Genomic DNA, 25,435 nt, shown 5'->3' with positions numbered 1-25,435 from the left:
TGGTGCTCGCCCATTGGTGTGCTAGAACGCTTGTGCGCACCGCGCGACCTTGTGAGGAGTCACCTTGCCCGCCGTCGATCGACCCGAACCGCCGTATCTCCAGATCGCGGGAAGCATTCGCGACGACATCGTTTCGGGCAGGCTCAAGGAAGGCGACACGGTCCCGTCCGCGCGGGAGATCGCCAGGAACTGGAACGTCGCGATGGCGACGGCGATGAAGGTGCTCTCGACGCTGCGCGCCGAAGGTCTGGTCCGCGCGGTACGCGGGATCGGGACAGTGGTGCAGACCAGGGCGCTGCACCGCTCCGCGCACGATCGGACGATCTCGATCGCGCGAACCGGCAAGGTCTATCCACCGGGCCACTACGCGAAAATCCGCGAAGCAGGCCTCCTGCCCGCACCGGACCGGGTGGCGGGCGCGCTCGGAATCGATGAAGGTACTCCGGTGATCCGTCGGCGACGGACCACGTATGCGGGCGAAGGCCGGCCGGTGTCGACGTCGGTCTCGTGGTTCGACGGCGCCGTCGCGGCGAAGGCTCCTTTGCTCTTCGAGCCGGTGCGGATCGTCGAAGGCACGGTCAAATACGTGGCGGACCGGACAGGCCGTGTTCTGGCGTCGACCCATTCTCAGCACGCCGCGGGGCTGGCGGGTGCCGAGGAGGCGGCGGAACTCGGCGTGGCCGAAGGTTCGGCGATTCTGTTGAGTCGCAACAGGTTTCTGTCCGCCGAGGGTGACGTACTCGAGTACGGCGAATCGGCGGCGTTGCCGGACCACTGGATTTTTTACGAATACGACATCGAGGACGGGGCATGAAGCACATTCACGCGGGTAAGGTCCGGGACCTTTACGAAATCGACGGCGACATTCTGCTCGTCGCCTCGGATCGCGTTTCGGTCTACGACGTCTCGCTGCCGACCCCGATCCCGGACAAGGGCGCGCTGCTCAACCAGCTTTCCGCCTGGTGGTTCGAAAAGATGGCCGACGTGGTGCCGAACCACGTCATCTCCACGACGGATGTCCCCGCCGAATTCGCCGGGCGCGCCACGCGGTGCAAGCCGCTGAAGATGATTCAGGTCGAGTGCATCGCGCGCGGCTACCTGACCGGTCTCGGCATGCGTGAATACCGGCGCGACGGCAAGGTCTCCGGCGTCGAACTGCCCGCCGGTCTCGTCGAGGCGGACAAGCTGCCCGAGCCGATCTTCACGCCCACCACGAAGATCTCCGACACCGGCCACGACGAGTTCATGACCTTCGCCGACGTCGTGAACGAGATCGGCAAGGAGACCGCGGACCGCCTCCGCGAGCTGACGCTCGAGGTCTATACCAAGGGCGCGGAGCACGCGGCGAAGAACGGCATCATCATCGCCGACACCAAGATCGAATTCGGTTTCGACGCGGATGGTGTGCTGACGCTCGGGGACGAGGTGCTCACGTCGGACTCGTCGCGGTTCTGGCCCGCCGACGAGTACGAGCCGGGCCGGACGCAGCACGCGTTCGACAAGCAGTTCGTCCGCGACTGGTCGACGACCACCGGCTGGGACAAGACGCCGCCCGGTCCCGCCATCCCGGACGAGATCGTCGAGGCGACCCGCAAGCGCTACACCGAGGTCTACGAAAGGATCACCGGGAAGACCTGGATTCCCGGTGGTGGTCATGCCTGAACAGCAGGTCTACGACCCGTACCGGTTGATCGACGACGTCGAGGGCCTGCTGATCCAGCGAGGTCACCGGCCGGAGCGGCTCGACGGCCGGACCGGCGACCGGGTCGCCGGCGCGAGCAGGTTGCTGCGGGGGCTGGGCATCGATCCCTTGCGCGCCCCCGGTGACGCCCTCGATCTCGACGGCCAGATCGCGTACCACTCGCGCGTGCACGGCGACTGACGCTGAAGGACGCTTTCCCCGCATCACACGCGGTGAAGGACGCTTTCCTCGCATCGCATGCGGGGAAAGCGTCCTTCAGCCACGTCAGGGCGAGCGGGTGAGGGTGGGGTCGGTCTCGGTGACGCCGTCGAGGGCCTCGTCGATCGCGGCGAGCAGATCCGCGTCCAGCTTCACGCCGGCCGCCTTCACGTTCTCGTGCACCTGCTCCGGCCGCGAGGCGCCGATGATCGCCGAGGCGACGTTCGGGTTCTGCAGCACCCACGCCACGGACAGCTGGGCCATCGTCAGGCCCGCCTTGTCCGCGATCGGCTGGAGCCGCTGGACGCGCTCGAGGACGTCGTCGTTGAGGAAGCGGGCGACCATGTTGGCGCCGCCCTTCTCGTCGGTCGCGCGGGAGCCCTCGGGCAGCGGCTGACCGGGCTTGTACTTGCCGGTGAGCACGCCCTGCGCGATCGGCGACCAGACGATCTGGCTGAGCCCCTCGCGTTCGGAGGCCGGGACGACCTGCGCCTCGATGACCCGCCACAGCGCGTTGTACTGCGGCTGGTTCGAGATGAGGGGCACCTTCAGTTCGCGTGCGATCGCCGCGCCCTGGGTGATCTGTTCGGCGGTCCACTCGGAAACGCCGACGTAGAGCACCTTGCCCTGGCGGACGAGGTCGGCGAAGGCGAGGAACGTCTCTTCGAGCGGGACGGTCCGGTCGAACCGGTGTGCCTGGTAGAGGTCGACGTAGTCGGTGCCGAGGCGCTTCAGCGAAGCGTTCGCCGACTCCATGATGTGCTTGCGGCCGAGGCCCTGGTCGTTCGGGCCCTTGGGGCCGGTCGGCCAGTAGACCTTGGTGAAGATCTCCAGGCTTTCGCGGCGCAGGCCCTTCAGGCCGCGGCCGAGCACCGATTCGGCGGCCGTGTTGGCGTAGACATCGGCGGTGTCGAACGTGGTGATGCCGACGTCGAGCGCCGCCTTGATGCAGGCCTGGGCCTGGTCCTCTTCCACCTGGGACCCGTGGGTGAGCCAGTTGCCGTACGAGATCTCACTGACATTGAGGCCGCTGCGGCCGAGGCGTCGAAACTCCATGGACGCGACTCTACCCCAGGCCGTTAGTCTCGCTAACGACCTGGGTTTCCCCTGCTCAGACCTTGTCGCCGGGCTTCACGCGCGGCTTCGGAACCCGCAGCTTGCGGATCTGGCTCGCGCGGATGAACGAGTACCAGCCGACGGACGTGCCCTTGACCGTCTCGTTCGGGAACTTCAGGCGGACCATCTTCGCGATCCGGCGCCCGCTGAGGAAACCTTCGACGATCATGCCGAGCAGCATCACGGTGCACAGCAGCGTCGCGTACCGCTGGACCTCGGGGTACGGCAGGATCAGCGCGACGAACACCAGGATCGCCAGCGGCATGAACAGGCCGAGCAGGTTGCGCCGCGAGTCGACCAGGTCACGGATGTACGCCTTGACCGGGCCACGGTCGCGGGGCAGCAGGTACTTGTCTTCGCCGGCCATCATCCGCTCACGGCGTTCCTTGGCGGCGTTGCGCTGCTTGAGCTTGTACTCGGGGTCGGCCTTCGCGGACTTCCGGAGCTCCTTGTTGCGCTTCATCGCCTCCCGCATGGTGGTCGGCGGGGGCGCCACCGGGCCGCGGCGCTTGGCCTCGGCCTCACGCCGCTTGGGCGTGGCCTTGCCCTTTCCGGGCGTGTACGACTTGGCCTGGACCTCGACGGCGTCGTCGCCGGGGGTCTCGGTGTCCGTCGTGGCGGTGTCTGTGGTGCTACGGCGCAGGAACCTCACCCCACCAGGGTAGTCGCGGGCGTCACGGTGCCACGCACCAGGCCGAGCGATATGTCACCATGGTGGGGAACAGATCGGGACTCCGACGTGTTGGACCATGTGCAAGACGAGTACCCGCAGCGAGTTCGACCAGAGGGAGAACCATGACGACCGCTGAGCAGGCAGCCGCAGCTCAGGCCGAAACCGCCGAGGAGACCCACGGCGTCACGTTGACCGACGCCGCCGCCGGCAAGGCGAAGGCCCTGCTCGAGCAGGAGGGCCGCGACGACATGCACCTGCGCATCGCCGTCCAGCCCGGTGGGTGCGCGGGCCTGCGCTACCAGCTGTTCTTCGACGAGCGCACGCTCGACGGTGACCTGTTCCGTGACTTCGACGGCCTTCGTGTCGCCGTGGACCGGATGAGCGCGCCGTACGTGTCGAGCGCCGTGATCGACTTCGTCGACTCGATCGAGAAGCAGGGCTTCACGATCGACAACCCCAACGCGACCGGCAGCTGCGCCTGCGGCGACAGTTTCCACTGATCCGCGTCGAGGCATGAAGAAGGGCCGCGAACCTCACCCAGGTCGCGGCCCTTCTTCATGCCCGGAACGGGATCAGACGTAGGCGTCCAGATCGGCGACCTGGGCGAGGCACCGCTCGTCCACGGTCCAGGGCGGAGCGATCTGCCGGGGCAGTGGCAGGTTCTCGGCCTGGAGGGACGACGGGATGCCGGCACAGTCGGCGATGAGTTCGCCGATCGATTCCGGTTCGAGGTGATACGTGGAAGTGGTCACGAACGACAAGCTAATGACTCGTGTTCGAGTAGGACACCACTACCAACCGGTAGTGTCGATGGCCGTGCCCGAAGCAACCCGTATGGGGCATGACCTGCGGGTAACTTAGCCGTCCTCGCTTCGGCGGGGCCGACCGATCAAGGAGAACCGGTGGCAGACAACGCCAGGATCGCGGTATCCGGCAGTATCGCAACCGACCACCTCATGCACTTCCCAGGCAGGTTCGCCGAGCAGCTCGTCGCCGAGCAGCTGCACCGGGTGTCCCTGAGCTTCCTGGCCGATGACCTCGTCGTCCGGCGGGGCGGGATCGGCGCGAACATCGCCTTCGGGCTCGGGGTGCTGGGCAAGCGTCCGATCCTGGTCGGCGCGGTGGGCTCCGACTTCGCCGACTATCGGTCTTGGCTCGAGCGGCACGGCGTCGACACCGCCGGGGTGCTGGTCTCCGAGGTCGCGCACACCGCCCGCTTCGTCTGCACCACCGACGAGGACCTCTGTCAGATCGCCACCTTCTACGCCGGCGCGATGGCGGAATCCCGCAACATCGAGCTGGAGCCGGTCGCCACGCACGCCGGTGAGCTGTCGCTCGTGCTGATCAGCCCGGACGACCCCGAAGGCATGGTCCGGCACGCCGAGGAGTGCCGCCAGCGCGGCTACACCTTCGCCGTGGACCCCTCGCAGCAGCTGGCCAGGATGGACGGCGAGCAGGTGCGCGCCTTCGTCGAGGGCGCGATGTACCTGTTCAGCAACGACTACGAATGGGAACTGCTGCTGCAGAAGACCGGCTGGACCGAGGCCGACGTCCTCGACCGGGTCGGCATGCGGATCACCACGCTCGGGGAGAAGGGCGTCGAGATCGTCGGCAAGGGCGGCCTCGCGCTGCAGATCGGCGCGGTCCCGGAGCGCGGCAAGGTCGACCCGACCGGTGTCGGCGACGGCTTCCGCGCCGGGTTCATCGCCGGTATCGACGGCGGACTCGGCCTGGAGCGTGCGGCGCAGCTGGGCTCGCTGATCGCCGTGCTGGTGCTGGAGACCGTGGGCACGCAGGAATGGTCCTTCGACCGCGCCGACGTCCTCGCCCGCCTCAAGGAGGCCTTCGGACCGGAGTCCGCCGAGGAGATCGCGGCGATCCTGCCCGCTTGAGCCGGAGTCATAGCGCGTGAAGGCCCCCTTCCCTCGGCTCAGCCGAGGGAAGGGGGCCTTCACGCGCGGTGGGTCAGGATGCCGGCGAGTTCGGCGGGCCTCGAAACGTGCGGGCAGTGCCCGGAGTCGATCTCGATCGCGGTGACGCCGAGCCGGTCCCGCGCGGCCCGGCGCATCCACTCCGGCCGGAGCGTGCGGTCCCGGGTGGGGACGATCACCGTCGACGGGATCTCCGGCGCGGCCCCGGCGGGATGCGCCGCGAGCACCGCGGGACTGAACAACCGCAGACTGGTCAATGCCAGCCGTTCGGTCTCGGGATCGCAGTCGTGGAACAGGAATTCCGACGCTTTCGCGGGATCGGCCGTCGGGTCCACGCCGATCCAGTCGGGTTCGAGCACGGCCGGTGCCTCGTCGCGAAGGCTTCGCCCGCCGTCGAAGTCGGGGATGTAGGCGGCGACCCACACCATGGCCCGCGCGTCGAGCGCTTCGGCGATCGCGGGAAGCAGCACGCCGGACCCGGAATGGGCCACGACGACCGGCCGTCCGCCGTCGTACTGCTCCCGCGCGTGCTGCGCGTAGCCCTCGATCGGCAGCTCCACCGGGGTCAGCAGGTCCACGGCGATCGCGCGGTGCCCGGCGGCGGTGAGCAGCTTGGCCACCCGGTCCCAGCCCGCCGGGCTCTGCGTCGTGCCGTGCACGAGGACGAAGTCCATCCCTCCATGCTGGCCTTCACCGGATGACCGGTGAAGGCCGGTGCGGAGTCGTGACTAGAGCTTCACCGGGTAGACGGGTTCCGGCACCTCGGGCTTGATGCGGTTCTCGACGAAGATGCCGTGCCACAGCATGAACACCAGCAGCGCCCACAGCTGACGGCTGCGGTCGAGCTGCCCGGCCTTGTGCTCTTCGAGCAGCGCCAGGACGGCCTTCTTGTCGAGCAGCGCGTCGGTCCGCGAGTCCGAGATGATGCCCTTCGCCCAGTCGTACATCTCGTTGCGCAGCCACAGCCGGATCGGCACCGGGAAGCCCAGTTTGCGCCGGTTCAGCACGTGTCCCGGGATGATCTTCGCCAGCGCCTGGCGCAGCGCGTACTTCGTGGTGCCGTGCGCGAGCTTCTGGTCGAGCGGGATGGTCGAGGCGACCTTGAACACCTCGGCGTCGAGGAACGGCACGCGCAGTTCCAGCGAGTTCGCCATGGTCACCTTGTCGGCCTTGACCAGGATGTCGCCGCGCAGCCAGGTGTAGAGGTCGACGTGCTGCATCCGCGCGACCGGGTCCCAGTTCTCGGAGATCTTGTACCAAGGCGCGGTGACGTCCTTGAAGCCGATCCCGTCCTCGTATGTGCGCAGCACCTTGCGGAGCTGGTCGTCGCGGAAGTTGCGCGCGTTGCCGTAGTAGCGGTCCTCCAGCGGCAGCGCCCCGCGCCGCAGCAGGTCCTTGCCGCGGGTGCCTTCCGGGATCTTCGTGGAGACCTTGCCGATGATCTTCCGCATCCCGCCGGGGATCTTCTCGAACGGCGCCAGCGAGATCGGCTCGTTGTAGATCGTGTAGCCGCAGAAGAGCTCGTCGGCGCCTTCACCGGACAGCACCGCCTTGACGTGCTTGCGGGCTTCGCGGGCGATGAACCACAGCGGCACGAGCGCCGGGTCGGCCACCGGGTCGTCGAGGTACCAGACGATGAGCGGCAGCGCCTCCATCATCTCGTCCGCCGACACCGTGCGGACCACGTGCTTCACGCCGATCGCGGCGGCCGATTCGGCGGCGACGTCGACCTCGGAGTAGCCCTCGCGCTCGAACCCGGTGGTGAACGCGATCAGGTTCGGGTTGTGCTCCTTGGCCAGCGTCGCGGTCGCGGTGGAGTCGATGCCGCCGGAGAGGAACGCGCCGACGGTGACGTCCGGGTCGGAGATCATGTGCTTGCCGACCGAGTCGCGCATCACATCGGCGATGCGCTCGTACAGCTCGTCGGCTTCGGCCTGGCTGTTGACCGGCTTCGCGTTGAACTGCGGGTGGAAGTACCGCGTGAACTCGACGTCGCCGCCGGGGACGACCCGGAACGACGTGCCGGACTCGACGCGGCGGATCCCGGTGTGCATCGATTCGGGCTCCGGCACGTACTGCAGCACCAGGTAGTGCTGCAGTGCCGTCTTGTCCAGCTTGTCTTCGACCCCGAGCACGCCGGAGAGCTCCAGCAGGCTCTTCTTCTCACTGGAGAAGGCGACCTTGCCGGGGCCGGCGGAGTAGAACAGCGGCTTGATGCCGAACGGGTCGCGCGCGCCGAAGACGACCTTCTCCTGGGAGTCCCAGATCATGAAGGCGAACATCCCGCGCAGCTTCTTCACCGCGTCGTCGCCGAGGTAGTGGTACGCCGCGACGATCGCCTCGCCGTCACCCTCTGTGGCGAATTTCGCACCGTGCTCGGCGGCCAGCTCGTCGCGCAGCTCTTTGTAGTTGTAGATCTCGCCGTTGAAGTTCAGCGTGTAGCGCTCGGGGGCCTCCGGCGGGCCCCAGATCAGCGGCTGGTGGGCGTGGTCGACGTCGATGAAGGCCAGCCGGTTGAACCCGTAGACGACCTCGGCGTCGGCCCAGGTGTCGTGCTCGTCGGGGCCCCGGTGCCGCTGGCAGCGCATGGCCGCGTCGACGGCGTCACGGGCGCTCGCCGCGTCGGCTTCGGTCGAACAGATCAGTCCAAGCAGGCCGCACACGTCTAGTTCACACACCTCTTGTTGGCCGAGCGGGGGAGAAGGGCCCAGTATGCCGGTGGGTGTGTACACCCGGATGTGGTGGGGGATACGCGTGTTGGGGTCACCCCTTGGTCAGCGCGGCGCCGCAACTCGGCTAGGCTCCGCCTGTCACGAAGATCGGTCGAGGAGGCTCTGGGTGAAAGGGCAAGGCGCAGTGGGAAATCCAGAGCGCGAGCTAATGGATTCTCGGCGGGGAAGCGTGCCTCGAATCAAAACCACGCGGTCTCTCCGCGTCGCCGCGCTCGCCGCGCTGGTGATGCTGACGGCGACGGGCTGTTCCGGGGAAGAGATCCTCCGCTTCGGCTGGCCCGTCGGGGTGACCCCGCAGGCGCGCGACATGCAGACCCTGTGGACGTGGACCGTCATCGCCGCGCTGGCCGTCGGTGTCATCGTCTGGGCGCTGATCTTCTGGACCGCGATCTTCCACCGCAAGAAGAAGACCGCCGACGGCGCGGAGGAGGAACTGCCCCGTCAGTTCCAGTACAACATCCCGCTGGAGATCTTCACGGTCGTCGTCCCGACGATCATGGTCTGCGTGCTGTTCTTCTTCACCGCGACCACCGAGAACCGCGTGCTCGCCGAGACGGACAACCCGGACGTCACGGTCGACATCGTCGCGTTCCAGTGGAACTGGGAGTTCAAGTACAAGAGCGACTCCAAGAACCACGACGACCCCGAGATCACCACGGTCGGCAGCTCGACCGAGATCCCGCTGCTGGTCCTGCCGACGAACAAGACGATCCAGTACAACCTGCGGTCGGCCGACGTCATCCACTCGTTCTGGGTCCCGGAGTTCAACTTCAAGCGGGACGTCATGCCGGACCCGGAGAAGAACAACCAGGACTTCACCTTCCAGAACCTGATCGACAAGGAAGGTTCGTTCGTCGGCCGCTGCGCCGAACTGTGCGGCACCTACCACTCGGGGATGAACTTCGAGGTCAGGGCGCTCTCGCCGGACAAGTACGCGCAGTACATCCAGCTCCGCGGCACGGTGAACCCGAAGAGCGGCAAGCCGAACACCGCCTCCGAGGCGCTGACGGCGATGAACTGCGGCGAACTGTGCTCGCCCTACGCCGTCACCACCACCCCGTTCAACACCGACCGCACCGCGCGGGTCGCGTCCAACTGACCCGGCTGTTCGAGCCCGAAACAGGAGTGAGGCAACGTCCATGAAGGTCGAAGGACGGATTTTCTTCCTCGTCGCGGTCTTCTCCGTCGTCGTGGCGGGTATCTACGCGTACATGACCGGAACGATGACCCGGGACGGCGTCGAGCCGGTCGGTGTGGTGGCCCTGATCCTCACCGGTGGCCTGGCCTTCCTGGCCGGGAGCTACCTGCAGTTCGTGGCGCGGCGCATCGAGCCGCGGCCGGAGGACCGGGAAGACGCCGAGATCAGCGACGGCGCCGGTGAGCTGGGCTTCTTCAGCCCGGGCAGCTACTGGCCGGTCGGTCTCGCGGCGGCCGCCGCGCTGACCGGTGTCGCGCTCGCGTTCTTCCACATCTGGCTGCTGATCATCGCGCTGGGCCTGGTCATCGTCGCCATCGGCGGGCTGGTGTTCGAGTACCACACGGGCCCGAACCACGACTGACCTCTTGACGCCGAAACGGCGCCCCGCTCCCTGTGGAGCCGGGCGCCGTTTTCGCATTCAGAGGACTAAACGCGGGCAGGCTGGCGTGTCTCAGTGCGTTTCGGGGCCAGCGCCGCGGCCAGGACGGCCAGCATGCCCAGACCTTCCGGCCACGTCGGCCGGTGCCCGTAGGCGAGGACGTCCACCACCACCGCGACCACCGGATAGACGTAGGACAGCAGCGCCACCGTCGTGGTCGGCAGCTTCCCGATGCTCGCGTACATCAGGACGTACATCAGCGCGGTGTGCACGGTCCCGAGCAGGACCAGCCACAGCAGGCCTGCGGTGTCCGCGGGCAGCGGCGTGACGAGCAGGGCGGGTGCGAGCACGATCGTGCCGGTCACCAGCTGGACGGCCGCCAGGACGTGCGGGCGGACGTGCTTGAGCTGCTTCGCGACGAAGGAAGCGCCGGCGTACAGCGCGGCCGCGCCGAGGGCGAGCGCGATCCCCTCCAGGCGCACGGGTTTCCCGTCGGCGCCGTGCGCGGACAACGAGATGAGCGTCACCCCGCCGAACGCGATCAGCGCCCGGACCAGCTGGCTCTTCGCCATCTTCTCGCCGAGGAACGCCGCCGCGAGACCGACCAGCATCAGCGGCTGGGTGTGGTAGACGACGGTGCTGACCCCGATCGACGACAGCGAGTACGAGGCGAACAGCAGGACCCAGTTCCCGACCAGGAACAGCCCGCCGAGGACGGCGAGCAGCAGGTCACGGCGGCTGAGCGTCCAAGGGCGGAGCCAGCCCCTGGCGGCGCTCCACACCAGGAGCAGCAGGCCGCCGACGAGGCTCCTCGCGAACGCCACGGCGGGCGCTTCGGCGCCGCTTTCGAGAACGACGGCACCGATCGTGCCGGAGAGTGCCATCGCGGCGGTCCACTGCAACACGGGGTTGTTCTTGTTCATGGCGACCACTTTCGCCGTCGCTTCCGCGTTCAACCAGTGTCAGAGATGACATCGACCGCAAAACTTGTGACACACTGCGCGGATGGATGTGAAGAAGGTCGCGGTGGTGCTCGCCGACCAGGTCTCGCCGTTCGAACTCGGCGTCGCTTGTGAGGTCTTCGGCACCGATCGCAGCGCCGACGGCATCGAGGGCTGGGATTTCGCGGTGTGCTCGCCCGGCGGCGAGAACGTCCTGAGCTGGTCCGGCTTCGGGCTCGACGGCCTGGAGAGCCTGGACTTCGCGGCGTCGGCGGACCTGCTGATCGTCCCTACCTGCGCGCCGCGCAGCGCGAGCCCGCCGGAGCCGGTGCTCGAAGTCCTGCGTGACGCGGCCGGCCGGGGCGCCTGGGTCGCGGGCTTCTGCGCGGGTGTCTTCTCGCTCGGGTACGCGGGGCTGCTCGACGGGCGCAACTGCACCGTGCACTGGGTCTACGAACAGGAGTTCCGGTCGCGCTTCCCGACGGCGAAGGTCGATCCGAAGGCGTTGTACGTCGACGACGGCGGCGTCCTCACCAGCGCGGGAACCGTCGCCGCCGTCGACCTGTGCCTGCATCTGGTGCGGGAACTGCGCGGCGTCGCCGCGGCCACCACGCTGGCCAGGCGGATGGTCGCGGCGCCGCACCGGGTCGGCGGGCAGGCGCAGTTCGTGCAGGCGCCGGTGCCCGAGACCGCCGCGCCGGACGACACCGTGCTCGCCGAGGCGCTCGAATGGATCGAGCGGCGTTTGGATCAGCCGTTCACCGTCGCGGAACTCGCCCGGCGCAGCGGGTTGGGGGAGCGCACGTTCCTGCGCCGGTTCTCGGCGGCCACCGGGACGACACCGCACCGATGGCTCACCGAACGCCGCCTCGACCGCGCGCAGTCCCTGCTCGAAGAAGACCGTCTGTCCATTGAGGACATAGCGGTCGCCTGTGGTTACGCCTCCGCCGCGGCGCTGCGGCATCAGTTCGGCAAGCTGCGCGGGACCAGCCCGAGTGCTTACCGCAGAACGTTTTCCCCGGCTAGATCTCCTGCCCCACGGTGACATGGACATGGTCGGGGACCTCTTCGTGCGCGTCCCCGACCGTGAGCGTTCCCGTCGGCTCGAAGAGCAACAGCGACGCACCGTCCACTGAGGACGGTTTGTGATACGTCCCGCGCGGGACGACGAACATCGAGCCGCGCGGCAGGGTGACGACCCGTTCGCCCGTGTTTTCGCGCAACGCGATGTCCAAGGTGCCGTCGAGGACGAGGAAGAACTCGTCGGTGTTCTCGTGGACGTGCCAGACGTGCTCGCCCGCGACCTTGGCGAGGCGGACGTCGTAGTCGTTGACGTGGGCGGCGATCCGCGGGCTCCAGATCTCGTCGAAGCCGGCCAGCGCGGTGTCCAGATCGATCGGTTGCTTGCTCATGTCCCGATCCTCGTCACTGGACCGCAGGAGGAGTGAGTGCTAGGAATCGCATATGTCGCATGATTCCTCGCACGAGGTCGCCGTCCTGGTCGACGAAGGGTCCAACCCCTTCGAAATGGGCGTCGCGACCGAACTCTTCGGCCTGCGGCGGCCGGAACTGGACAGGCCCTGGTACGGCTTCACCCTGTGCGCCGCCGAGCCGTCCGTGCGCATGCACCTGGGCATGTTCACGCTCACCGGCGTCGCCGGGCTCGAAGCCGTCGAGACCGCGGACACGGTGATCGTCCCCAACCGGCCCGACCCGGAGAACCCGGCCAGGGAAGAGGTCCTGGCGGCCATCCGCGCCGCGGCCGCGCGGGGTGCCCGGCTGGTGAGCTTCTGCACCGGAGCCTTCACCCTCGCGCAGGCCGGTGTCCTGGACGGACGGCGCGCGACGACCCACTGGAAGTGGGCGGGACTCTTCCGTGAGCTGTATCCCGAGGTGCTGCTTGAGCCGGACGTCCTCTTCGTCGACGACGGCGACGTCCTGACCGCCGCGGGCAGCGCGGCCGCGCTCGATCTGGGGCTGCACCTGATCAGCCGCGACCACGGCGCCGAGATCGCCAACGCGGTGAGCAGGCGGCTGGTGTTCGCCGGACACCGCGACGGCGGTCAACGGCAGTTCGTCGAGCGGCCGCTGCCGCCGGTGCCGGACACCTCGCTGGCACCGGTGCTCGCCTGGGCGCGTGAACGGCTGGACCGCCCGCTGACCGTCGCCGATCTCGCCGCGCGGGCGGCGGCCAGCCAGGCGACGCTGCACCGGCGGTTCCGCGCCGAACTGGGGACGACGCCGCTGGCGTGGCTCACCACCGAACGGATCGCGCTGGCGTGCCGGCTGATCGAGCGCGGGGAGCAACGGCTGGACCGGGTGGCGCGGGCGTCGGGGTTCGGTACCGCCGCGAACCTGCGTACGCAGCTTCGGCGGGCTACTGGGCTGACGCCTACGGCTTACCGGGCGCGGTTCAGTACCGCTTCGTGAGTGGTAAGGACGGTTAGGGCCAAGGGTGTCTTAGGTGTCTACTTGAAGGTCGCGGCCCGGTGGTCACGGACTACGCGATCGTCACCTCAGCCTCAGCAACACCACCAGGCCCAGCAGTCACAGCGGTCGCGCGTGAAGGACCCCTTCCCTCGGCTCAGCCGAGGAAACTCGACCTTCGCACCCCCCCAGTACATGAAGGCCCCCTTCCTTGCGCCAGGCGCAAGGAAGGGGGCCTTCATGTACTGGGGGGCGAGCAAGCGCGGTGGTGGTCTGGGGGGTCACGAGGTCAGGCGAAGGCGATCCACCGGTTCAGCAGGTCGGCCGCCGCACCGGAATCGACGGCCGCGGCCGCCCGCGCGAGCCCGGCGGCCAGGTCGTCTTCCAGCGATCCCGAGAACCCGGTGAAAGCCGCCAGCGCGGCCGCCGAGTTGAGCAGGACCGCGTCCCGCACCGGCCCGGTCTTCCCGGCCATCACCTGACGGAACACTTCGGCGTTGTGCGCCGCGTCGCCGCCGCGCAGGTCCTCCGCGGTCACCCGGGGGATGTCCAGCGACGCGGGATCGAAGCTCCGCTCGGTGATCTCGCCACCGGAGACCACCCACACCGAACTCGTGGTCGTGGTGGTGAGCTCGTCCAGCCCGTCGTCGCCGCGCACCAGCAGCACGGTCATGCCGCGCCGCGCGAACACCTCGGCCAGCACGCGGGTCTTGTCCTCGTACGCGCAGCCGATCAGCGAGCTGCGCGGCTGCGCCGGGTTCGTCAGGGGACCGAGCAGGTTGAACGTCGTCGGCACGCCCAGTTCGCCGCGGGTCGGCCCGGCGTGCCGCAGGGCGGGGTGGAACTTCGGCGCGAAGCAGAAACCGATGCCCAGTTCGTTCACGCTGCGCTGGACCATCTCGGGCGGCAGGTCGATGGTGACGCCCAGTTCCTCCAGCACGTCGGCCGCGCCGGACTTCGACGACGCGCTCCGGTTGCCGTGCTTGGCCACCGGCGCGCCCGCCGCGGCCGTCACCACCGTGGCCATGGTGGAGATGTTGACCGAGTTGGACCGGTCGCCGCCGGTGCCGACGATGTCCACCGACGGCCCGTCGATCGTCACCCGCCTGGCGTGCGCCAGCATGGCGTCGGCCATGCCGGAGATCTCCGCCGGTGTCTCACCCTTCGCGCGCAGCGCGACGGCGAACCCCGCGATCTGGGAGGGCGTCGCCGCCCCGCTCATGATCTGGTCCATCGCCCACGCGGTGTCCTCCTCGGACAGGTCCGCGCGCGCGATGAGCTGATTGAGCAGGGAAGGCCAGGTTTTGGCGGCCGCGCTCATCGGCTCAGCCGTGCACGGCCGGCACCCGCCGGGCGCGCAGCACGTCGGCGACGGTCTCGGCGGCGGTCAGCGGGTCGAGCGGGTGGACCAGCACCGCGTCGGCCTGCGACCAGGTCGCGAGCCAGCGGTCGTCCTTGCGCCGGACCGAAACGATGATCGGCGGGCAGTCTGTGTTCTCACCGGCCCGACCCGCCCCCACCCCGATCTCGTTCTTCAGCTGACGGGTCAGCCCGATGCCCCCGGTCGGCTGGGCCTCGCCGTCGAGGATGGCCAGGTCCACGTTGCCCGCGTCCATCTCGACGAGGACCTCGGAGATGCCGGACGCCTCGGTGTAGTCCACCCGGCCGAGGTCGGCGGCGGGCCTGCGGCCGACGGCGTTGATGATCGCCTCGCGCACCTCCGCCTTGTGGCTGAACACCAGGATCCGCATCGCCTGCTCGCCCATGAGCGCGCCTCCGCCTCGTCTAGTCATGTCGACCCCGCGATGTTATCCGCCATGACCGACATCACGTGGACGCACCCGACGGCTGGAGCGCGTCCCACCCCAGGGAATCGCCGCCGAGCCGCTGCGCGAGGCCCGCCATCCGCGACCGTTCCTGCGCGCAGTGCAGCGCGTCGAGGGTCTGGACCCGCACCGCGTGCGCGAGGGCGAAATCGCCGTCGAGGCCTTGTTCTCGCAGCTCCCAGCCGTCCTGGGCGAGGATCGAGGCCGCCTCCGCCACCTTTTCGGGCGGCAGCTTCAAGTGATGGCGCAGGATCGCGGGCGCTTCGGCGACCCAAGCGGGTGATCTCGACAACGCCGAAGAATCCGCCTCGGCGGGATCGAAGGCCTCCACGACGATCTCCACGCCGGGCGTGTCGACCGTCAGGCCTGGGAGCTTCGGCTTCTTGACCAGGTCACGAAGCCGATCTAGTAAACCCATGAGTAGCCCTGTTCCCACTTTCGTTCAGATGTGACCCGACACGCACGCGACTTGCCGTGGACCCACCCGGCGGGCCCCGTGCGTGAGAGGACATAATGCGACGCGTGACAACGGCAGCTCCCACCATCAGCCAGCGGGTCCACTCGCTGAACCGGCCGAACATGGTCAGTGTCGGCACCATCGTGTGGCTGTCCAGCGAACTGATGTTCTTCGCCGGACTGTTCGCCATGTTCTTCACCGTGAAGGCGCAGAACGCGTCCGGCCAATGGCCGCCGCCGCTGCACGGTGAGCCCTTCCACCTGAACATCGCGCTGGCGATCCCGTTCACCGTGATCCTCGTGGCGTCGTCGTTCACCTGCCAGTTCGGTGTGTTCGCCGCCGAAAAGGGTGACGTGTTCGGCCTCCGCCGCTGGTACATCATCACGTTGATCATGGGCGCGATCTTCGTGGGTGGCCAGGCTTACGAGTACCTGAACCTGATCCACGAGGGGCTGACGATCCCGTCCGGCGCGTACGGCACGGTCTTCTACCTCGCGACCGGGTTCCACGGCCTGCACGTCATCGGCGGGCTCATCGCGTTCGTGTACTTGCTCATCCGCACCAAGCTGAGCAAGTTCACCCCGGCTCAGGCCACCTCGGCGATCGTCGTGTCGTACTACTGGCACTTCGTCGACATCGTGTGGGTGGGCCTGTTCGCGGTGATCTACATCCTTCCGTGAACGAAGCCGCCACCACGACCTATCGGCCTGAACTGACAGCAAGGGTTGCCGCAAGATGACCTCCAGCAAGAACAACACGGAGCGCCGCTTCCGCAAGCGGTCGAAGGCTCGCAGGCGGTTCGCCGGCGCGCTGGCGCTCGGGATCGCGCTGCTGAGCGTGGGCGGGTTGTACGCCGTTTTCGCCCCGGAGCCGCAGACCGCGCAGGCGCAGGGCGAATCCGCCCTCCTGCGTGAGGGCGAGAAGCTCTACAACAACACGTGTATCGAATGTCACGGGCCGAAGCTCGAAGGTGTCACCGACCGTGGCCCGAGCCTCATCGGCATCGGCGACGCGGCCGTGTACTTCCAGACCTCCACCGGCCGCATGCCCGCGGTCCGGCAGGAAGCCCAGGCGCAGCGGAAGCCGCCGAAGCTGTCCGAGGCCGAGATCAACGCGCTGGGTGCCTACATCCAGGCCAACGGTGGCGGCGCGCAGCGTCCCGCCGAGAAGGGTGACGCGCTGCGCGGCGAGGACGTCGCGCGCGGCAGCGAGCTCTTCCGGCTCAACTGCGCCTCCTGCCACGGCTTCACCGGCCGCGGCGGCGCGCTCTCCTCGGGCAAGTTCGCCCCGAACCTGGACCCCGCCACGGAAGAGCAGATCTACACCGCGATGCTCACCGGGCCGCAGAACATGCCCAAGTTCTCCGACCGGCAGCTGTCGCCGGAGGAGAAGAAGGACATCATCGCGTTCGTCAAGTCCGTGAGTCACGGGAACAACTCACCCGGCGGTAGCTCGCTCGGCGGTCTTGGCCCGGCCTCGGAGGGCGCGATCGCGTGGATCGTCGGGATCGCCGCGCTGATCGGCGTGACGTTGTGGATTGGATCGAAGGCATGAGCGCCGAAGGGCCGAAGCCGCCGACAGAGGCGGAATTGGCGGACATGGATCGCGACCAGCTGGTCAAGCTGGGTACCGCGCTCGACGGGGTCGAGATCGTGGAGTACCCGCAGCCGTGGCCGGTCGAGGGGACCCGGGCGGAGAAGCGCGCCGAGCGCGCCGTCGCCCTCTGGTTCGTGCTGGCCGCGCTGTCCGGCCTCGCGTTCGTGGTCCTCATCGCGTGGCCGCACTGGTTCGAGTACAAGGAGCCGGGCACGCACGGCTACACCCAGTACACGCTGTACACGCCGCTGCTCGGGATCACCCTCGGGCTCGCCGTCCTCAGCCTCGGTATCGGTGTGATCCTCTACACCAAGAAGTTCATCCCGGCCGAGGTCTCGGTCCAGGAGCGCGGGGACGGCGGTTCCAAAGAGGTCGACAAGGCCACCATCATCGCCCAGCTCGCCGACTCGGGCAGCCGCAGCACCATCGCGCGCCGCTCGATGATCAAGCGGTCCGCGGGCGCCGGCGCCGGTGTGCTCGGCCTCGCCGTCGCGGCGCTGCCGGTCGCGTCCTTCATCAAGGACCCGTGGAAGGACACCGAGAACCGCGACTCGCTGTGGCACTCGGGCTGGAAGAAGAACTTCCCGGAAGAGAAGGTCTACCTGCGCCGCAACACCGGCCGTCCGCACGAGATCTCCCTGGTCAAGGCCGAGGACCTCGACGCGGGCGCGATGGAGACGGTGTTCCCGTACCGCGAGTCCGAGAAGGACGACGAGCACGCGCTGTCGGCCGCCTTCAAGCGCGTCGACAACCCGGTCATGCTGATCCGTCTCCGCCCGACCGACGCCGCCAAGGTCGTCAAGCGTCAGGGCCAGGAGGACTACAACTTCGGCGACTACTACGCGTACACGAAGATCTGCAGCCACGTGGGCTGCCCGACCTCCCTGTACGAGCAGCGGACCAACCGCATCCTCTGCCCCTGTCACCAGTCGCAGTTCGACGCGCTCCACTACGCCAAGCCGATTTTCGGGCCGGCGACCCGGCCCTTGGCCCAGCTTCCGATTACAGTGGACTCTGAGGGCTACCTGATCGCGCGCGGAGACTTCAACGAGGCCGTCGGACCGGCCTTTTGGGAGCGTAAGTCATGAGTTCACTCACCACCCCGACGAAGGGGACGAACCCGGTCGAGAAGGCCGCGGGCGCTGGTGCGAAGTGGGCCGACGACCGGTATCACCTGGCCAAGGGCATGCGACACCAGCTCAACAAGGTGTTCCCGACGCACTGGTCGTTCCTGCTCGGCGAGATCGCGCTCTACAGCTTCATCATTCTGTTGCTGTCGGGTGTCTATCTCACGCTGTTCTTCGACCCCTCCATGGAGGAGGTCGTCTACAACGGCAGCTACACCGGCCTGCAGGGCGTCGAGATGTCGCGGGCCTTCGCCACCACGCTGGACATCTCGTTCGACGTCCGCGGTGGTCTGTTCGTCCGCCAGCTGCACCACTGGGCCGCGCTGATCTTCGTGGCCTCGATGATGGTGCACATGTTCCGGATCTTCTTCACCGGCGCGTTCCGGCGCCCGCGTGAGGCGAACTGGGTCATCGGTGCGCTGCTGCTGGTCCTGGGCATGTTCGAAGGCTTCTTCGGCTACTCGCTCCCGGACGACCTGCTCTCCGGTACCGGTATCCGCGCGACCCTGTCGGGCATCGTGCTCTCGGTGCCGGTCATGGGCACCTGGATCCACTGGGCGCTGTTCGGCGGGGAGTTCCCCGGCAACGAGATCATCCCGCGCCTGTACACGATCCACATCCTGCTGCTGCCGGGCATCATGCTCGGCCTGGTGGCCGCGCACCTCGCGCTCGTCTGGTACCAGAAGCACACGCAGTTCCCGGGCGTGCGCCGCAAGGAGACCAACGTCGTCGGCGTCCGCATCATGCCGGTCTTCGCGCTCAAGGGCGGCGCGTTCTTCGCGCTGGTCACCGGCATCATCGCGCTGATGTCGGGCCTCTTCCAGATCAACCCGATCTGGAACATCGGCCCGTACAACGCGGCGCAGGTCTCGGCGGGTTCGCAGCCGGACTGGTACATGGCCTGGGCCGACGGCATGCTGCGGATCTGGCCCGCGTGGGAGCTTTACCTCGGGAACTACACGGTCCCGGCGGTGTTCTTCCCCGGCGCGGTCGGGATGCCGCTGCTGATCGGGTTGCTGGTGATGTATCCCTGGATCGAGCGAAAGCTGTCCAAGGACACCGCGCACCACAACCTGCTGCAGCGTCCGCGCGACGTCCCGGTGCGGACCTCGCTGGGCATCATGGCCCTGACGTTCTTCGCGGTCATCATGCTGTCGGGCTTCAACGACATCATCGCGTTCGCCTTCGACATCTCGCTGAACGCGACGACGTGGGCGGGCCGGATCGGTGTCCTGCTGCTGCCGCCGATCGCTTACTACATCACCTACCGGATCTGCCTCGGCCTCCAGCGGGCCGACCGCGAGGTGCTCGAGCACGGTGTCGAAACCGGCATCATCAAGCGCCTGCCGCACGGTGAGTTCATCGAGATCCACCAGCCGCTCGGCCCGGTGGACGACCACGGTCACCCGCTCCCGCTCGAGTACCAGGGCGCGTCGGTGCCGAAGAAGATGAACAAGCTCGGCTCGGCGGGGCACGCCGTCGCCGGTTCGACCTGGTCCCCGGACCCGGTCGAGGAGACGATCGCGCTGGAGCGCGCCCGGTCCAACGGGCACGGCAACGGCAAGGTCGACGACATCGGTGGCGAGCCTTCGCAGGAGCGCAAGGAGATCACCTCCGGGCACTAGGGCCCGGGTAGACACGCGTGAAGGCCCCCTTCCCTCGGCTCAGCCGAGGGAAGGGGGCCTTCACGCGCTACAAGGGAAGAAGCTCAGGCGCCTTCGACGCCGATGTCGAACGCGGACTCGCTGTCGGCCTTCGAGTACGAGCGGAACGCGATATGCGTGACCGTGCTCAGCACGCCGGGGACCTTGCCGATCTTCGCCGGGATCAGATCCGCGAGGTCTTCGTGGGCCGCGACGCGGACCGAAGCGATCAGGTCGACGTCGCCCGCGCAGGAGTAGACCTCGCGGACACCCTCGATGTCCGCGATCGCCTGTGCCGCCTCGGGGATGGCATCGGCCTCGACCTGGATCAGCACGATCGCGGTGATCACTACAGCGCCTCCTACATCAGTGAATCCGGTGCCGGAATCCTAGCCCGCCACGCGTTCCAGCGCCGTCGCGCTCGCCGCCAGGTCGAGCCATTCCTGCCAGCCGCCCGCGACGGCGGCGGGCTCCGCCCAGGGATGCGTCGTGCGCACGAGCCGGACGCCGGGGCGGGTCAGCCAGCGCAGGAGGATGCCGATCTCCTCCGGGATCGCGCCGAAGAGCGGGCCCGGCCCCGGGATCACCGTCTCCGCCGAGGCCACGAGCATCTCGACGACCGGCATCGGCGGCACCCCACGCCGCGCGACCCCCGCCGACGCGAGCCTGCCGTGCCGGATCACCGCCAGCTCCCAGCCGCCGTTCCCGTCCGGCCCGGCGGCGATCAGTTCCGGGATGCCGGCCAGCGCCGCCTGCCGGTGCGCCCGGCCCACCGCGCGGACCAGCCCGGCCAGCTGGTCGCGATGCTGGGCGGCCTGTTCGTAGTGTTCCGCCGCGGAGAGCCGGGCCAGCTGCTCGGCGGCGGCCCGCAGCGGACGTCCGTCCGTCCCGGCGATGAGCCCTGACACCGCCAGCACACTCGGCCGGTACGCCTCGACCGTCTGCTTCCCGGCGCACGGCGCTCCGCAGCGCCCGAGTTCGGCGAGGACACAGGGCGTCCCGTTCGGCGCGGTGGCCGAGATGCGCTGGGTGCACGTCCGCAGGCCCGAGGCCCCGGCGAGGGTGTCCGCGGCGGTCCGGGCGTCGGTCTGGGTGCGGAAGGGCCCCAGCATCCCGTCTCGCGGCATGCGGACCACCGACAGGCGGGGGAACGCCTCCTCGGTCAGCGCGACCCACCACGCGTGCCGTGGGTTCTTGGACCGGCGGTTGTACATCGGGCGGTGGGCGGCGATCAGCCGCAGTTCCCGGACGGCGGCCTCCAGCGCGTGCGCGCATTCGACCGCGTCGACCCGTTCGGCCAGCGCGACCATCTCCCGGATCCGGCCGCGGCTCTCCGAACCGGTGAAGTACTGCCGGACCCGGCGGCGCAGGTCGGACGACGTCCCGACGTAGAGGACCTCGTCGCTCGGGCCGCGGAACAGGTAGACACCGGGCCTCGACGGCAGATGCTCGGCCAGCGAGCGTTTGCGGCGCTGGGCCGGGGTCACCTCGGGCAGGTAGTCCAGCAGCTCCTCGAGGGTGTGGACGCCGAGGTTGCCCACCCGTTCGAGCAGGGCGTGCAGGACGTCGACGGTGGCGCGCGCGTCCGCGAGCGCGCGGTGGTTGGGTGTCGTGCGCGCGCCGAACAACGCGGCCAGCGCGGAAAGCCGGTAGCTGGGCGTCTCGTCGCGGGAGATGACCCGGCGGGCGAGCCGGACCGTGCAGACGACGGCCGTCTTCGGCCAGTGGTAGCCGTGGCCTTCGCAGGCCGCGCGCATGAAGCCGGTGTCGAAGGCGGCGTTGTGCGCGACGAGCACGGCACCGGAGATGAACTCGAGGAACGCGGGCAGCACGCGCTCGATCCGGGGAGCGTCGTAGACCATCGCGCCGGTGATGCCGGTGAGCTCGACGATCTGCGGCGGGATCGGCATCCCCGGATTGACGAAGGTGGCGAATTCGCCGACGACCTCGCCCGCGCGGATCTTGACCGCCCCGATCTCGGTGATCCCGTCCGGACCGGGTTTCGTCCCCGTGGTCTCCAGGTCGAATACGACGAAAGTGATGTCCCGCAAAGGAGTTCCCAGCTCGTCGAAGGCGAGTTGCGCCGCGCCGGGCCGCCGTCCGGTGTCCATGGTCGGGCACAGTAGGGGCGGGCACCGACAATCCCGGGGCGTCCCATCCAGCGCGCCCCGAGGGCATGGGGCCTACGCTGGAGCGATGCAACCGCAGCCCGCAGTGCCCGAATCGCCCGAGGACGCCACCGGTGGCCCCTCGGGTGTCGTGGCGTCGGCGGGTGCGCAGGAGCCGTCCGAAGAGCTGCCCGCCGAAGGCTGGACCTCCTTGCCCGAGACCGTACGCGAGCGGATCGCCGAGCTGGCGGCCGCCGCGGTCGGCAAACTGCCGGTCGCCGACGTGCCGAGGCAGCTGCGCCCGGTCGCGAAGTTCGCCCCGGCGAAACGCGCCAAACTCGGCGGGACGGCGCTGCTCGCCGCGTTGGGGGAGTCTTCGCAGTTCCGGGTCGCGGTCACCGAATGGCTGCGCGACCACCGCAAGGACGCCCTGGACCCGAACGCCCCCGATTCCGTCGCCGCCGCGGCCGCCGCCGTGCTTCTCGGCGAGGCGGGCGCGGCCGGACGGGTCCGGCTGGTGGCGAAGAACGCCGAGGAGACGGCGTTGCGCGCCGAACGGGACGCCGCACTGGCCCGCAACCAGCGACTGGAGGCCGAACTGGCCCAGCTGCGCGAAGAGTTGCGCGAGGCCAAGGAACTCGCCAGCGGCGCGCGGGGAGAACGCGACGCCGAGGTCGAGAAGCTGCTGAAGCGTTTGCGGGACCAAGGTGTCCAGCTGCGCCAGGCGAAGGACGCCGTCGCCGAGGCGCACGCTCGGATGGAGAGCGGAGGCGCTGAGAGCGCCGAGGAGATCAAGGCGCTGAAGGCCCAGTTGGACCGTGAGAGGCAGCGAGTCGCGGCAGAGCGGGCGCGGGCCGAGAAGGCCGTCACGGACGCCGAGATCGCCCGTCAGTCGGCCCGTGAGGCGCGTCAGGCCGACGAGGTCAGGCTCGGGCTGCTGCTGGACACGATCGAGGGCGCCGTCGGCGGGCTGCGCCGGGAGCTTTCGGTGAGCGCGCGGGGACAGCGACCGGCGGACATGGTCCGCGGCGCGACGTCGGGTATCGGGGCGGGCGGCAAGATCCAGGACGTCACGGGGCTCGACCGGCATCTCGCGCTGCCCAACGTGCACCTGATCGTCGACGGCTACAACGTCACGAAGACCGGGTATCCGGAGCTGGCGTTGTCCGACCAGCGAGACCGGCTGATCCACCAGCTCTCCGCGCTCGCCGCGCGGACTTCGGCCGAGGTCACCGTGGTGTTCGACGGTGCCGGTGTGCTTTCCGTGCCCGCGGCGGTGCCGCGCGGGGTGCGGGTGCTGTTCTCCGAACGCGGTGTCCTCGCGGACGACGTCATCCGGTCCCTGGTCGCGGCGGAGCCGCCGGGGCGGCCGATGGTGGTCGCGAGCACGGACCGGGCGGTGGCGGACTCGGTGCGGCGCAAGGGCGCGCACCCGGTGCCGTCCGCGGTGCTGGTGTCGCGGCTCAGCCGGGTGTGAAGTCTCAAGAGCGGCTGAAGGGCGCTTTCACTGCATGGCATGCGGTGAAAGCGCCCTTCGCCGCGTGAGACGCGGGGAAAGTCCCCTTCAGCGCACGAGGGCCGGAATTGTCGGTGGTCGCTCTTAATGTGCACCTCACCACTGAAAGTGAGGAGCCCGAGATGCCCGACAAGGCCATCGCCGATATAGCGGACATAGAGACGCTCGTCATCGATTGCGACCGGTGCGCGGTCCGCGGTGACGCATGTCATGACTGTGTCGTCAGCGTCCTCCTCGGCGCGCCGCCGGCGCTCGAATGGGACGCCGACGAACGAAAAGCGGTCGACGCGCTCGCGGAAGCGGGGATGATCCCGCGCCTCCGGATGGTCGCGATCGTGGAGCAGGAGCGCCGGAAGTCGGCCTGAGACACGCCGCTACCGGGACATTCGACGAGTGGTCGATCCGATCGGGTGAACGGTAGGTAGTCGTGACAGGCCCCAGGATGTAACGCCCGTCACATGTTTCCGCTCATGCTGGTCCGAAGGTGTTTCGGCGCATCACGGAGAGTTTTTGCGCCTGCCATGGTGGACGTCGTGCCCGTGGTTTCGTAACCTGTCCGAGATCTCGTGGCCGGAAGTCGTCGCCAGACGACGACACGGGATCGCCACCGAGGCAGCTTTGTCGGGGAGTTGCATCAGAACCAGCCATGCGCCAAACCTGTTGCGATAGCTCTCGGCCAGGCGCAAGGCGGGAACGCGGGGAACCGCGCGGGCCTCACGGCCGGCGACGCGGCTTCGCGGAAGAGGGCCCCCGACCTCTTCGTCCCGGGTTCCGAGTCGGTGGCCGACAGCAAAGGAGACACGCGCGACCGTGCAGTCGCATCCAGTGAAGCGCGTGGTGTCAGGAGCTTTGGCCGCCGCCGCGGTGATCACCGCGGTGACCGTCGTCCAGGCCCCGGCCACTGCCGCCCCAGGCCCCGCCCTCCAACAACCCCCGTCCGGCTCGGACGCGCTCGCCAAGTACCGCGACCTCGCGGCACAGGCGGAGAAGGCGAACGAAGACCTCCTCAAGGCGAAGGACGACCTCGCCGCGAAGCAGAGCGAGCTCGACAAGGCGACCGCCGACGCCGCCGCCGCCAAGGAACTCGGTGTCAAGGCGGCCGGTGACGAGAAGACGTTCCAGGCCGAGGTGAACCGGTTCGCCGGTGCCTCCTTCACCAGCGGTGTGCAGCTCAACAAGCTGTCGTCGCTGCTGTCGGGCGCGTCGACCCAGGACTTCCTGGAGCGCTCCTCGGCGCTCGAGGTCCTCGCCGCGAACAAGAACACCGCGCTGACCAACCTGAGCGGTGCCGTCGCCCAGGCCGCGGCCGCTGCCAAGCAGGCGGCGGACGCGCAGAACGCGGCCACCGCCGCCCGTGACACGGCCGCCAAGCTGACCACGGACATCGAGGCGCGGCAGAAGACGCTGAACGACCAGCTCGCCGAGATCCAGCGGGCCAGCAACAATCTCAGCGCTTCGGATCGCAACGCCCAGAAGGACAAGGGCGGCGCGTTCCCCAACGTCCCCGCTCCGGGTCCCGCCGCGGCGACGGCCCTGGCGGCCGCCAAGAGCAAGCTCGGCAGCCCGTACGGCTGGGGCGACGTCGGCCCGTCGTCCTTCGACTGCTCCGGTCTGATGCTCTGGGCGTACAAGCAGGCCGGGCTCACCCTGCCGCGGTCCAGCCGTCAGCAGTCGACCTTCGGCGCCGCTGTGCAGCGTTCGCAGCTTCAGCCGGGCGACCTGGTGTTCTACAACTCGCCGGTCTCGCACGTCGGCATGTACGTCGGCAACGGCATGATGGTGCACGCGCCGACCACCGGTGACGTCGTCAAGGTGTCGCCGCTGCAGAACAACTACGTCGGCGCCCGTCGCCCGACGGCCTGACG

General features: G+C 68.7%; 28 protein-coding genes. 16 read left to right on the top strand and 12 right to left on the bottom strand.

The annotated features are described in order from the left end of the window. The first annotated feature begins 64 nt into the window (after window positions 1-64). From DMH01_RS40565 to DMH01_RS40555, 3 genes are read left to right on the top strand one after another with little or no spacing between them, the layout of a single operon-like run. Window positions 65-814 carry a GntR family transcriptional regulator gene (locus tag DMH01_RS40565; protein WP_125684474.1) on the top strand — a complete coding sequence of 250 codons (750 nt, stop codon included), beginning with the start codon at window positions 65-67 and terminating at the stop codon, window positions 812-814. Beyond that, window positions 811-1,662, top strand: a complete 852-nt coding sequence (locus DMH01_RS40560) for a phosphoribosylaminoimidazolesuccinocarboxamide synthase (protein WP_125684472.1) — start codon at window positions 811-813, stop codon at window positions 1,660-1,662. Before DMH01_RS40565 ends, DMH01_RS40560 begins: the two co-directional genes overlap by 4 nt. Beyond that, entirely contained in the window at window positions 1,655-1,882 is a 228-nt protein-coding gene (locus DMH01_RS40555; protein ID WP_034321469.1) for a hypothetical protein, read from the top strand. Before DMH01_RS40560 ends, DMH01_RS40555 begins: the two co-directional genes overlap by 8 nt. An 84-nt stretch (window positions 1,883-1,966) precedes the next feature. On the opposite strand, the gene DMH01_RS40550 is transcribed toward DMH01_RS40555, so the two are convergent. Together DMH01_RS40550 and DMH01_RS40545 are read right to left on the bottom strand one after the other, a co-directional pair. Next, the gene (locus DMH01_RS40550) at window positions 1,967-2,956 is read right to left on the bottom strand and encodes an aldo/keto reductase family protein (protein WP_125684470.1); all 990 of its coding nucleotides are present in this window, start codon (window positions 2,954-2,956) and stop codon (window positions 1,967-1,969) included. A gap of 55 nt (window positions 2,957-3,011) precedes the next feature. After that, on the bottom strand, window positions 3,012-3,668 hold the full coding sequence (locus DMH01_RS40545; protein ID WP_125684468.1) for a DUF3043 domain-containing protein: 657 nt from the start codon (window positions 3,666-3,668) through the stop codon (window positions 3,012-3,014). A 143-nt stretch (window positions 3,669-3,811) separates the two neighbouring features. Here DMH01_RS40545 and DMH01_RS40540 point away from each other — a divergent pair, with 143 nt between their 5' ends. Beyond that, window positions 3,812-4,189 (top strand): iron-sulfur cluster assembly accessory protein, encoded by a 378-nt coding sequence (locus DMH01_RS40540; protein ID WP_125684465.1) that lies wholly within the window; start codon window positions 3,812-3,814, stop codon window positions 4,187-4,189. Window positions 4,190-4,261: 72 nt separating this feature from the next. Here the strand turns inward: DMH01_RS40540 and DMH01_RS40535 are convergent, their stop codons facing one another. Further along, window positions 4,262-4,450: a hypothetical protein gene (locus DMH01_RS40535; RefSeq protein ID WP_125684462.1), complete on the bottom strand. Its 189-nt coding sequence runs from the start codon at window positions 4,448-4,450 to the stop codon at window positions 4,262-4,264. A gap of 141 nt (window positions 4,451-4,591) precedes the next feature. On the opposite strand from DMH01_RS40535, the gene DMH01_RS40530 reads away from it, so the two are divergent. Continuing rightward, entirely contained in the window at window positions 4,592-5,581 is a 990-nt protein-coding gene (locus tag DMH01_RS40530) for a carbohydrate kinase family protein (RefSeq protein ID WP_125684460.1), read from the top strand. Between the two features lie 59 nt (window positions 5,582-5,640). Here the strand turns inward: DMH01_RS40530 and DMH01_RS40525 are convergent, their stop codons facing one another. Further along, the gene (locus DMH01_RS40525) at window positions 5,641-6,294 is read right to left on the bottom strand and encodes an alpha/beta fold hydrolase (RefSeq protein WP_125684458.1); all 654 of its coding nucleotides are present in this window, start codon (window positions 6,292-6,294) and stop codon (window positions 5,641-5,643) included. 54 nt (window positions 6,295-6,348) lie between these two features. After that, window positions 6,349-8,283 carry an asparagine synthase (glutamine-hydrolyzing) gene (asnB, locus tag DMH01_RS40520; protein WP_125684456.1) on the bottom strand — a complete coding sequence of 645 codons (1,935 nt, stop codon included), beginning with the start codon at window positions 8,281-8,283 and terminating at the stop codon, window positions 6,349-6,351. Between the two features lie 217 nt (window positions 8,284-8,500). Between asnB and DMH01_RS40515 the strand changes: the two genes are divergently transcribed. Both DMH01_RS40515 and DMH01_RS40510 read left to right on the top strand, forming a co-directional pair. Beyond that, window positions 8,501-9,451 (top strand): cytochrome c oxidase subunit II, encoded by a 951-nt coding sequence (locus DMH01_RS40515; protein ID WP_199745809.1) that lies wholly within the window; start codon window positions 8,501-8,503, stop codon window positions 9,449-9,451. Window positions 9,452-9,491: 40 nt separating this feature from the next. Further along, entirely contained in the window at window positions 9,492-9,911 is a 420-nt protein-coding gene (locus DMH01_RS40510) for a cytochrome c oxidase subunit 4 (protein WP_125684454.1), read from the top strand. Window positions 9,912-9,976: 65 nt separating this feature from the next. Here DMH01_RS40510 and DMH01_RS40505 read toward each other — a convergent pair whose 3' ends face one another. Continuing rightward, window positions 9,977-10,852, bottom strand: a complete 876-nt coding sequence (locus DMH01_RS40505) for a DMT family transporter (RefSeq protein ID WP_125684452.1) — start codon at window positions 10,850-10,852, stop codon at window positions 9,977-9,979. An 82-nt stretch (window positions 10,853-10,934) separates the two neighbouring features. Here DMH01_RS40505 and DMH01_RS40500 point away from each other — a divergent pair, with 82 nt between their 5' ends. Continuing rightward, window positions 10,935-11,915 carry a GlxA family transcriptional regulator gene (locus tag DMH01_RS40500; RefSeq protein WP_125684450.1) on the top strand — a complete coding sequence of 327 codons (981 nt, stop codon included), beginning with the start codon at window positions 10,935-10,937 and terminating at the stop codon, window positions 11,913-11,915. On the opposite strand, the gene DMH01_RS40495 is transcribed toward DMH01_RS40500, so the two are convergent. Then, complete coding sequence (locus DMH01_RS40495) at window positions 11,893-12,282, bottom strand: cupin domain-containing protein (protein ID WP_125684448.1); 390 nt, start codon at window positions 12,280-12,282, stop codon at window positions 11,893-11,895. The two genes, DMH01_RS40500 and DMH01_RS40495, sit on opposite strands and share 23 nt — an antisense overlap. Window positions 12,283-12,334: 52 nt before the next feature. On the opposite strand from DMH01_RS40495, the gene DMH01_RS40490 reads away from it, so the two are divergent. After that, window positions 12,335-13,300: a helix-turn-helix domain-containing protein gene (locus DMH01_RS40490; RefSeq protein ID WP_125684447.1), complete on the top strand. Its 966-nt coding sequence runs from the start codon at window positions 12,335-12,337 to the stop codon at window positions 13,298-13,300. A 286-nt stretch (window positions 13,301-13,586) separates the two neighbouring features. Here the strand turns inward: DMH01_RS40490 and trpD are convergent, their stop codons facing one another. The 3 genes from trpD to DMH01_RS40475 form a co-directional block, all read right to left on the bottom strand. Further along, window positions 13,587-14,618 carry an anthranilate phosphoribosyltransferase gene (trpD, locus tag DMH01_RS40485; RefSeq protein ID WP_125684445.1) on the bottom strand — a complete coding sequence of 344 codons (1,032 nt, stop codon included), beginning with the start codon at window positions 14,616-14,618 and terminating at the stop codon, window positions 13,587-13,589. Between the two features lie 4 nt (window positions 14,619-14,622). After that, window positions 14,623-15,063, bottom strand: coding sequence for a hypothetical protein (locus DMH01_RS40480; RefSeq protein ID WP_125684609.1), 441 nt, complete (start codon window positions 15,061-15,063; stop codon window positions 14,623-14,625). Window positions 15,064-15,124: 61 nt separating this feature from the next. After that, window positions 15,125-15,541 carry a hypothetical protein gene (locus tag DMH01_RS40475; protein WP_125684443.1) on the bottom strand — a complete coding sequence of 139 codons (417 nt, stop codon included), beginning with the start codon at window positions 15,539-15,541 and terminating at the stop codon, window positions 15,125-15,127. Window positions 15,542-15,636: 95 nt separating this feature from the next. Between DMH01_RS40475 and DMH01_RS40470 the strand changes: the two genes are divergently transcribed. Genes DMH01_RS40470 through DMH01_RS40455 form a run of 4 tightly spaced genes read left to right on the top strand, consistent with a single transcriptional unit; the run spans window position 15,637 to window position 19,928 of the window. After that, entirely contained in the window at window positions 15,637-16,260 is a 624-nt protein-coding gene (locus DMH01_RS40470) for a heme-copper oxidase subunit III (RefSeq protein ID WP_091599208.1), read from the top strand. 55 nt (window positions 16,261-16,315) lie between these two features. After that, window positions 16,316-17,134 carry a c-type cytochrome gene (locus DMH01_RS40465; protein WP_125684441.1) on the top strand — a complete coding sequence of 273 codons (819 nt, stop codon included), beginning with the start codon at window positions 16,316-16,318 and terminating at the stop codon, window positions 17,132-17,134. Then, entirely contained in the window at window positions 17,131-18,264 is a 1,134-nt protein-coding gene (locus tag DMH01_RS40460; RefSeq protein ID WP_125684439.1) for a ubiquinol-cytochrome c reductase iron-sulfur subunit, read from the top strand. The genes DMH01_RS40465 and DMH01_RS40460 overlap by 4 nt, the downstream gene beginning before the upstream one ends. Then, window positions 18,261-19,928 carry a cytochrome bc complex cytochrome b subunit gene (locus DMH01_RS40455; RefSeq protein WP_125684437.1) on the top strand — a complete coding sequence of 556 codons (1,668 nt, stop codon included), beginning with the start codon at window positions 18,261-18,263 and terminating at the stop codon, window positions 19,926-19,928. Before DMH01_RS40460 ends, DMH01_RS40455 begins: the two co-directional genes overlap by 4 nt. 83 nt (window positions 19,929-20,011) lie before the next feature. On the opposite strand, the gene DMH01_RS40450 is transcribed toward DMH01_RS40455, so the two are convergent. Continuing rightward, a complete protein-coding gene (locus tag DMH01_RS40450; RefSeq protein WP_005154220.1) occupies window positions 20,012-20,296 on the bottom strand; it encodes an Lrp/AsnC family transcriptional regulator in 285 nt (94 codons plus the stop codon). Window positions 20,297-20,335: 39 nt separating this feature from the next. Beyond that, the gene (locus tag DMH01_RS40445) at window positions 20,336-22,057 is read right to left on the bottom strand and encodes a DEDD exonuclease domain-containing protein (RefSeq protein ID WP_125684435.1); all 1,722 of its coding nucleotides are present in this window, start codon (window positions 22,055-22,057) and stop codon (window positions 20,336-20,338) included. Window positions 22,058-22,142: 85 nt separating this feature from the next. Here DMH01_RS40445 and DMH01_RS40440 point away from each other — a divergent pair, with 85 nt between their 5' ends. From DMH01_RS40440 to DMH01_RS40430, 3 genes are all read left to right on the top strand, one after another. Beyond that, complete coding sequence (locus DMH01_RS40440; RefSeq protein ID WP_125684433.1) at window positions 22,143-23,531, top strand: NYN domain-containing protein; 1,389 nt, start codon at window positions 22,143-22,145, stop codon at window positions 23,529-23,531. Window positions 23,532-23,692: 161 nt separating this feature from the next. Next, a complete protein-coding gene (locus tag DMH01_RS40435) occupies window positions 23,693-23,935 on the top strand; it encodes a hypothetical protein (protein WP_125684431.1) in 243 nt (80 codons plus the stop codon). Between the two features lie 445 nt (window positions 23,936-24,380). After that, window positions 24,381-25,433 (top strand): NlpC/P60 family protein, encoded by a 1,053-nt coding sequence (locus DMH01_RS40430; RefSeq protein ID WP_199745808.1) that lies wholly within the window; start codon window positions 24,381-24,383, stop codon window positions 25,431-25,433. The last annotated feature ends 2 nt before the right edge of the window (window positions 25,434-25,435 follow it).

It is taken from the genome of Amycolatopsis sp. WAC 04182 (genome assembly GCF_003947465.1).
GTDB lineage: Bacteria > Actinomycetota > Actinomycetes > Mycobacteriales > Pseudonocardiaceae > Amycolatopsis.
This window is presented reverse-complemented; position numbering and strand designations above follow the sequence as displayed.

What these genes read in the sequence shown, in the direction of transcription:
- DMH01_RS40465 (WP_125684441.1), top strand. Translation starts at nt 16,316, where the DNA reads ATGACCTCCAGCAAGAACAACACGGAGCGCCGCTTCCGCAAGCGGTCG.
- DMH01_RS40455 (WP_125684437.1), top strand. Translation starts at nt 18,261, where the DNA reads ATGAGTTCACTCACCACCCCGACGAAGGGGACGAACCCGGTCGAGAAG.
- DMH01_RS40480 (WP_125684609.1), bottom strand. Translation starts at nt 15,063, where the DNA reads ATGGGCGAGCAGGCGATGCGGATCCTGGTGTTCAGCCACAAGGCGGAG.
- DMH01_RS40540 (WP_125684465.1), top strand. Translation starts at nt 3,812, where the DNA reads ATGACGACCGCTGAGCAGGCAGCCGCAGCTCAGGCCGAAACCGCCGAG.
- DMH01_RS40560 (WP_125684472.1), top strand. Translation starts at nt 811, where the DNA reads ATGAAGCACATTCACGCGGGTAAGGTCCGGGACCTTTACGAAATCGAC.
- DMH01_RS40475 (WP_125684443.1), bottom strand. Translation starts at nt 15,541, where the DNA reads ATGGGTTTACTAGATCGGCTTCGTGACCTGGTCAAGAAGCCGAAGCTC.
- DMH01_RS40555 (WP_034321469.1), top strand. Translation starts at nt 1,655, where the DNA reads ATGCCTGAACAGCAGGTCTACGACCCGTACCGGTTGATCGACGACGTC.
- DMH01_RS40550 (WP_125684470.1), bottom strand. Translation starts at nt 2,956, where the DNA reads ATGGAGTTTCGACGCCTCGGCCGCAGCGGCCTCAATGTCAGTGAGATC.
- DMH01_RS40525 (WP_125684458.1), bottom strand. Translation starts at nt 6,294, where the DNA reads ATGGACTTCGTCCTCGTGCACGGCACGACGCAGAGCCCGGCGGGCTGG.
- DMH01_RS40505 (WP_125684452.1), bottom strand. Translation starts at nt 10,852, where the DNA reads ATGAACAAGAACAACCCCGTGTTGCAGTGGACCGCCGCGATGGCACTC.
- DMH01_RS40510 (WP_125684454.1), top strand. Translation starts at nt 9,492, where the DNA reads ATGAAGGTCGAAGGACGGATTTTCTTCCTCGTCGCGGTCTTCTCCGTC.
- DMH01_RS40460 (WP_125684439.1), top strand. Translation starts at nt 17,131, where the DNA reads ATGAGCGCCGAAGGGCCGAAGCCGCCGACAGAGGCGGAATTGGCGGAC.
- DMH01_RS40490 (WP_125684447.1), top strand. Translation starts at nt 12,335, where the DNA reads ATGTCGCATGATTCCTCGCACGAGGTCGCCGTCCTGGTCGACGAAGGG.
- DMH01_RS40500 (WP_125684450.1), top strand. Translation starts at nt 10,935, where the DNA reads ATGGATGTGAAGAAGGTCGCGGTGGTGCTCGCCGACCAGGTCTCGCCG.
- DMH01_RS40435 (WP_125684431.1), top strand. Translation starts at nt 23,693, where the DNA reads ATGCCCGACAAGGCCATCGCCGATATAGCGGACATAGAGACGCTCGTC.
- DMH01_RS40470 (WP_091599208.1), top strand. Translation starts at nt 15,637, where the DNA reads ATGCGACGCGTGACAACGGCAGCTCCCACCATCAGCCAGCGGGTCCAC.
- DMH01_RS40445 (WP_125684435.1), bottom strand. Translation starts at nt 22,057, where the DNA reads ATGGACACCGGACGGCGGCCCGGCGCGGCGCAACTCGCCTTCGACGAG.
- DMH01_RS40495 (WP_125684448.1), bottom strand. Translation starts at nt 12,282, where the DNA reads ATGAGCAAGCAACCGATCGATCTGGACACCGCGCTGGCCGGCTTCGAC.
- trpD (WP_125684445.1), bottom strand. Translation starts at nt 14,618, where the DNA reads ATGAGCGCGGCCGCCAAAACCTGGCCTTCCCTGCTCAATCAGCTCATC.
- DMH01_RS40515 (WP_199745809.1), top strand. Translation starts at nt 8,501, where the DNA reads ATGGATTCTCGGCGGGGAAGCGTGCCTCGAATCAAAACCACGCGGTCT.
- DMH01_RS40440 (WP_125684433.1), top strand. Translation starts at nt 22,143, where the DNA reads ATGCAACCGCAGCCCGCAGTGCCCGAATCGCCCGAGGACGCCACCGGT.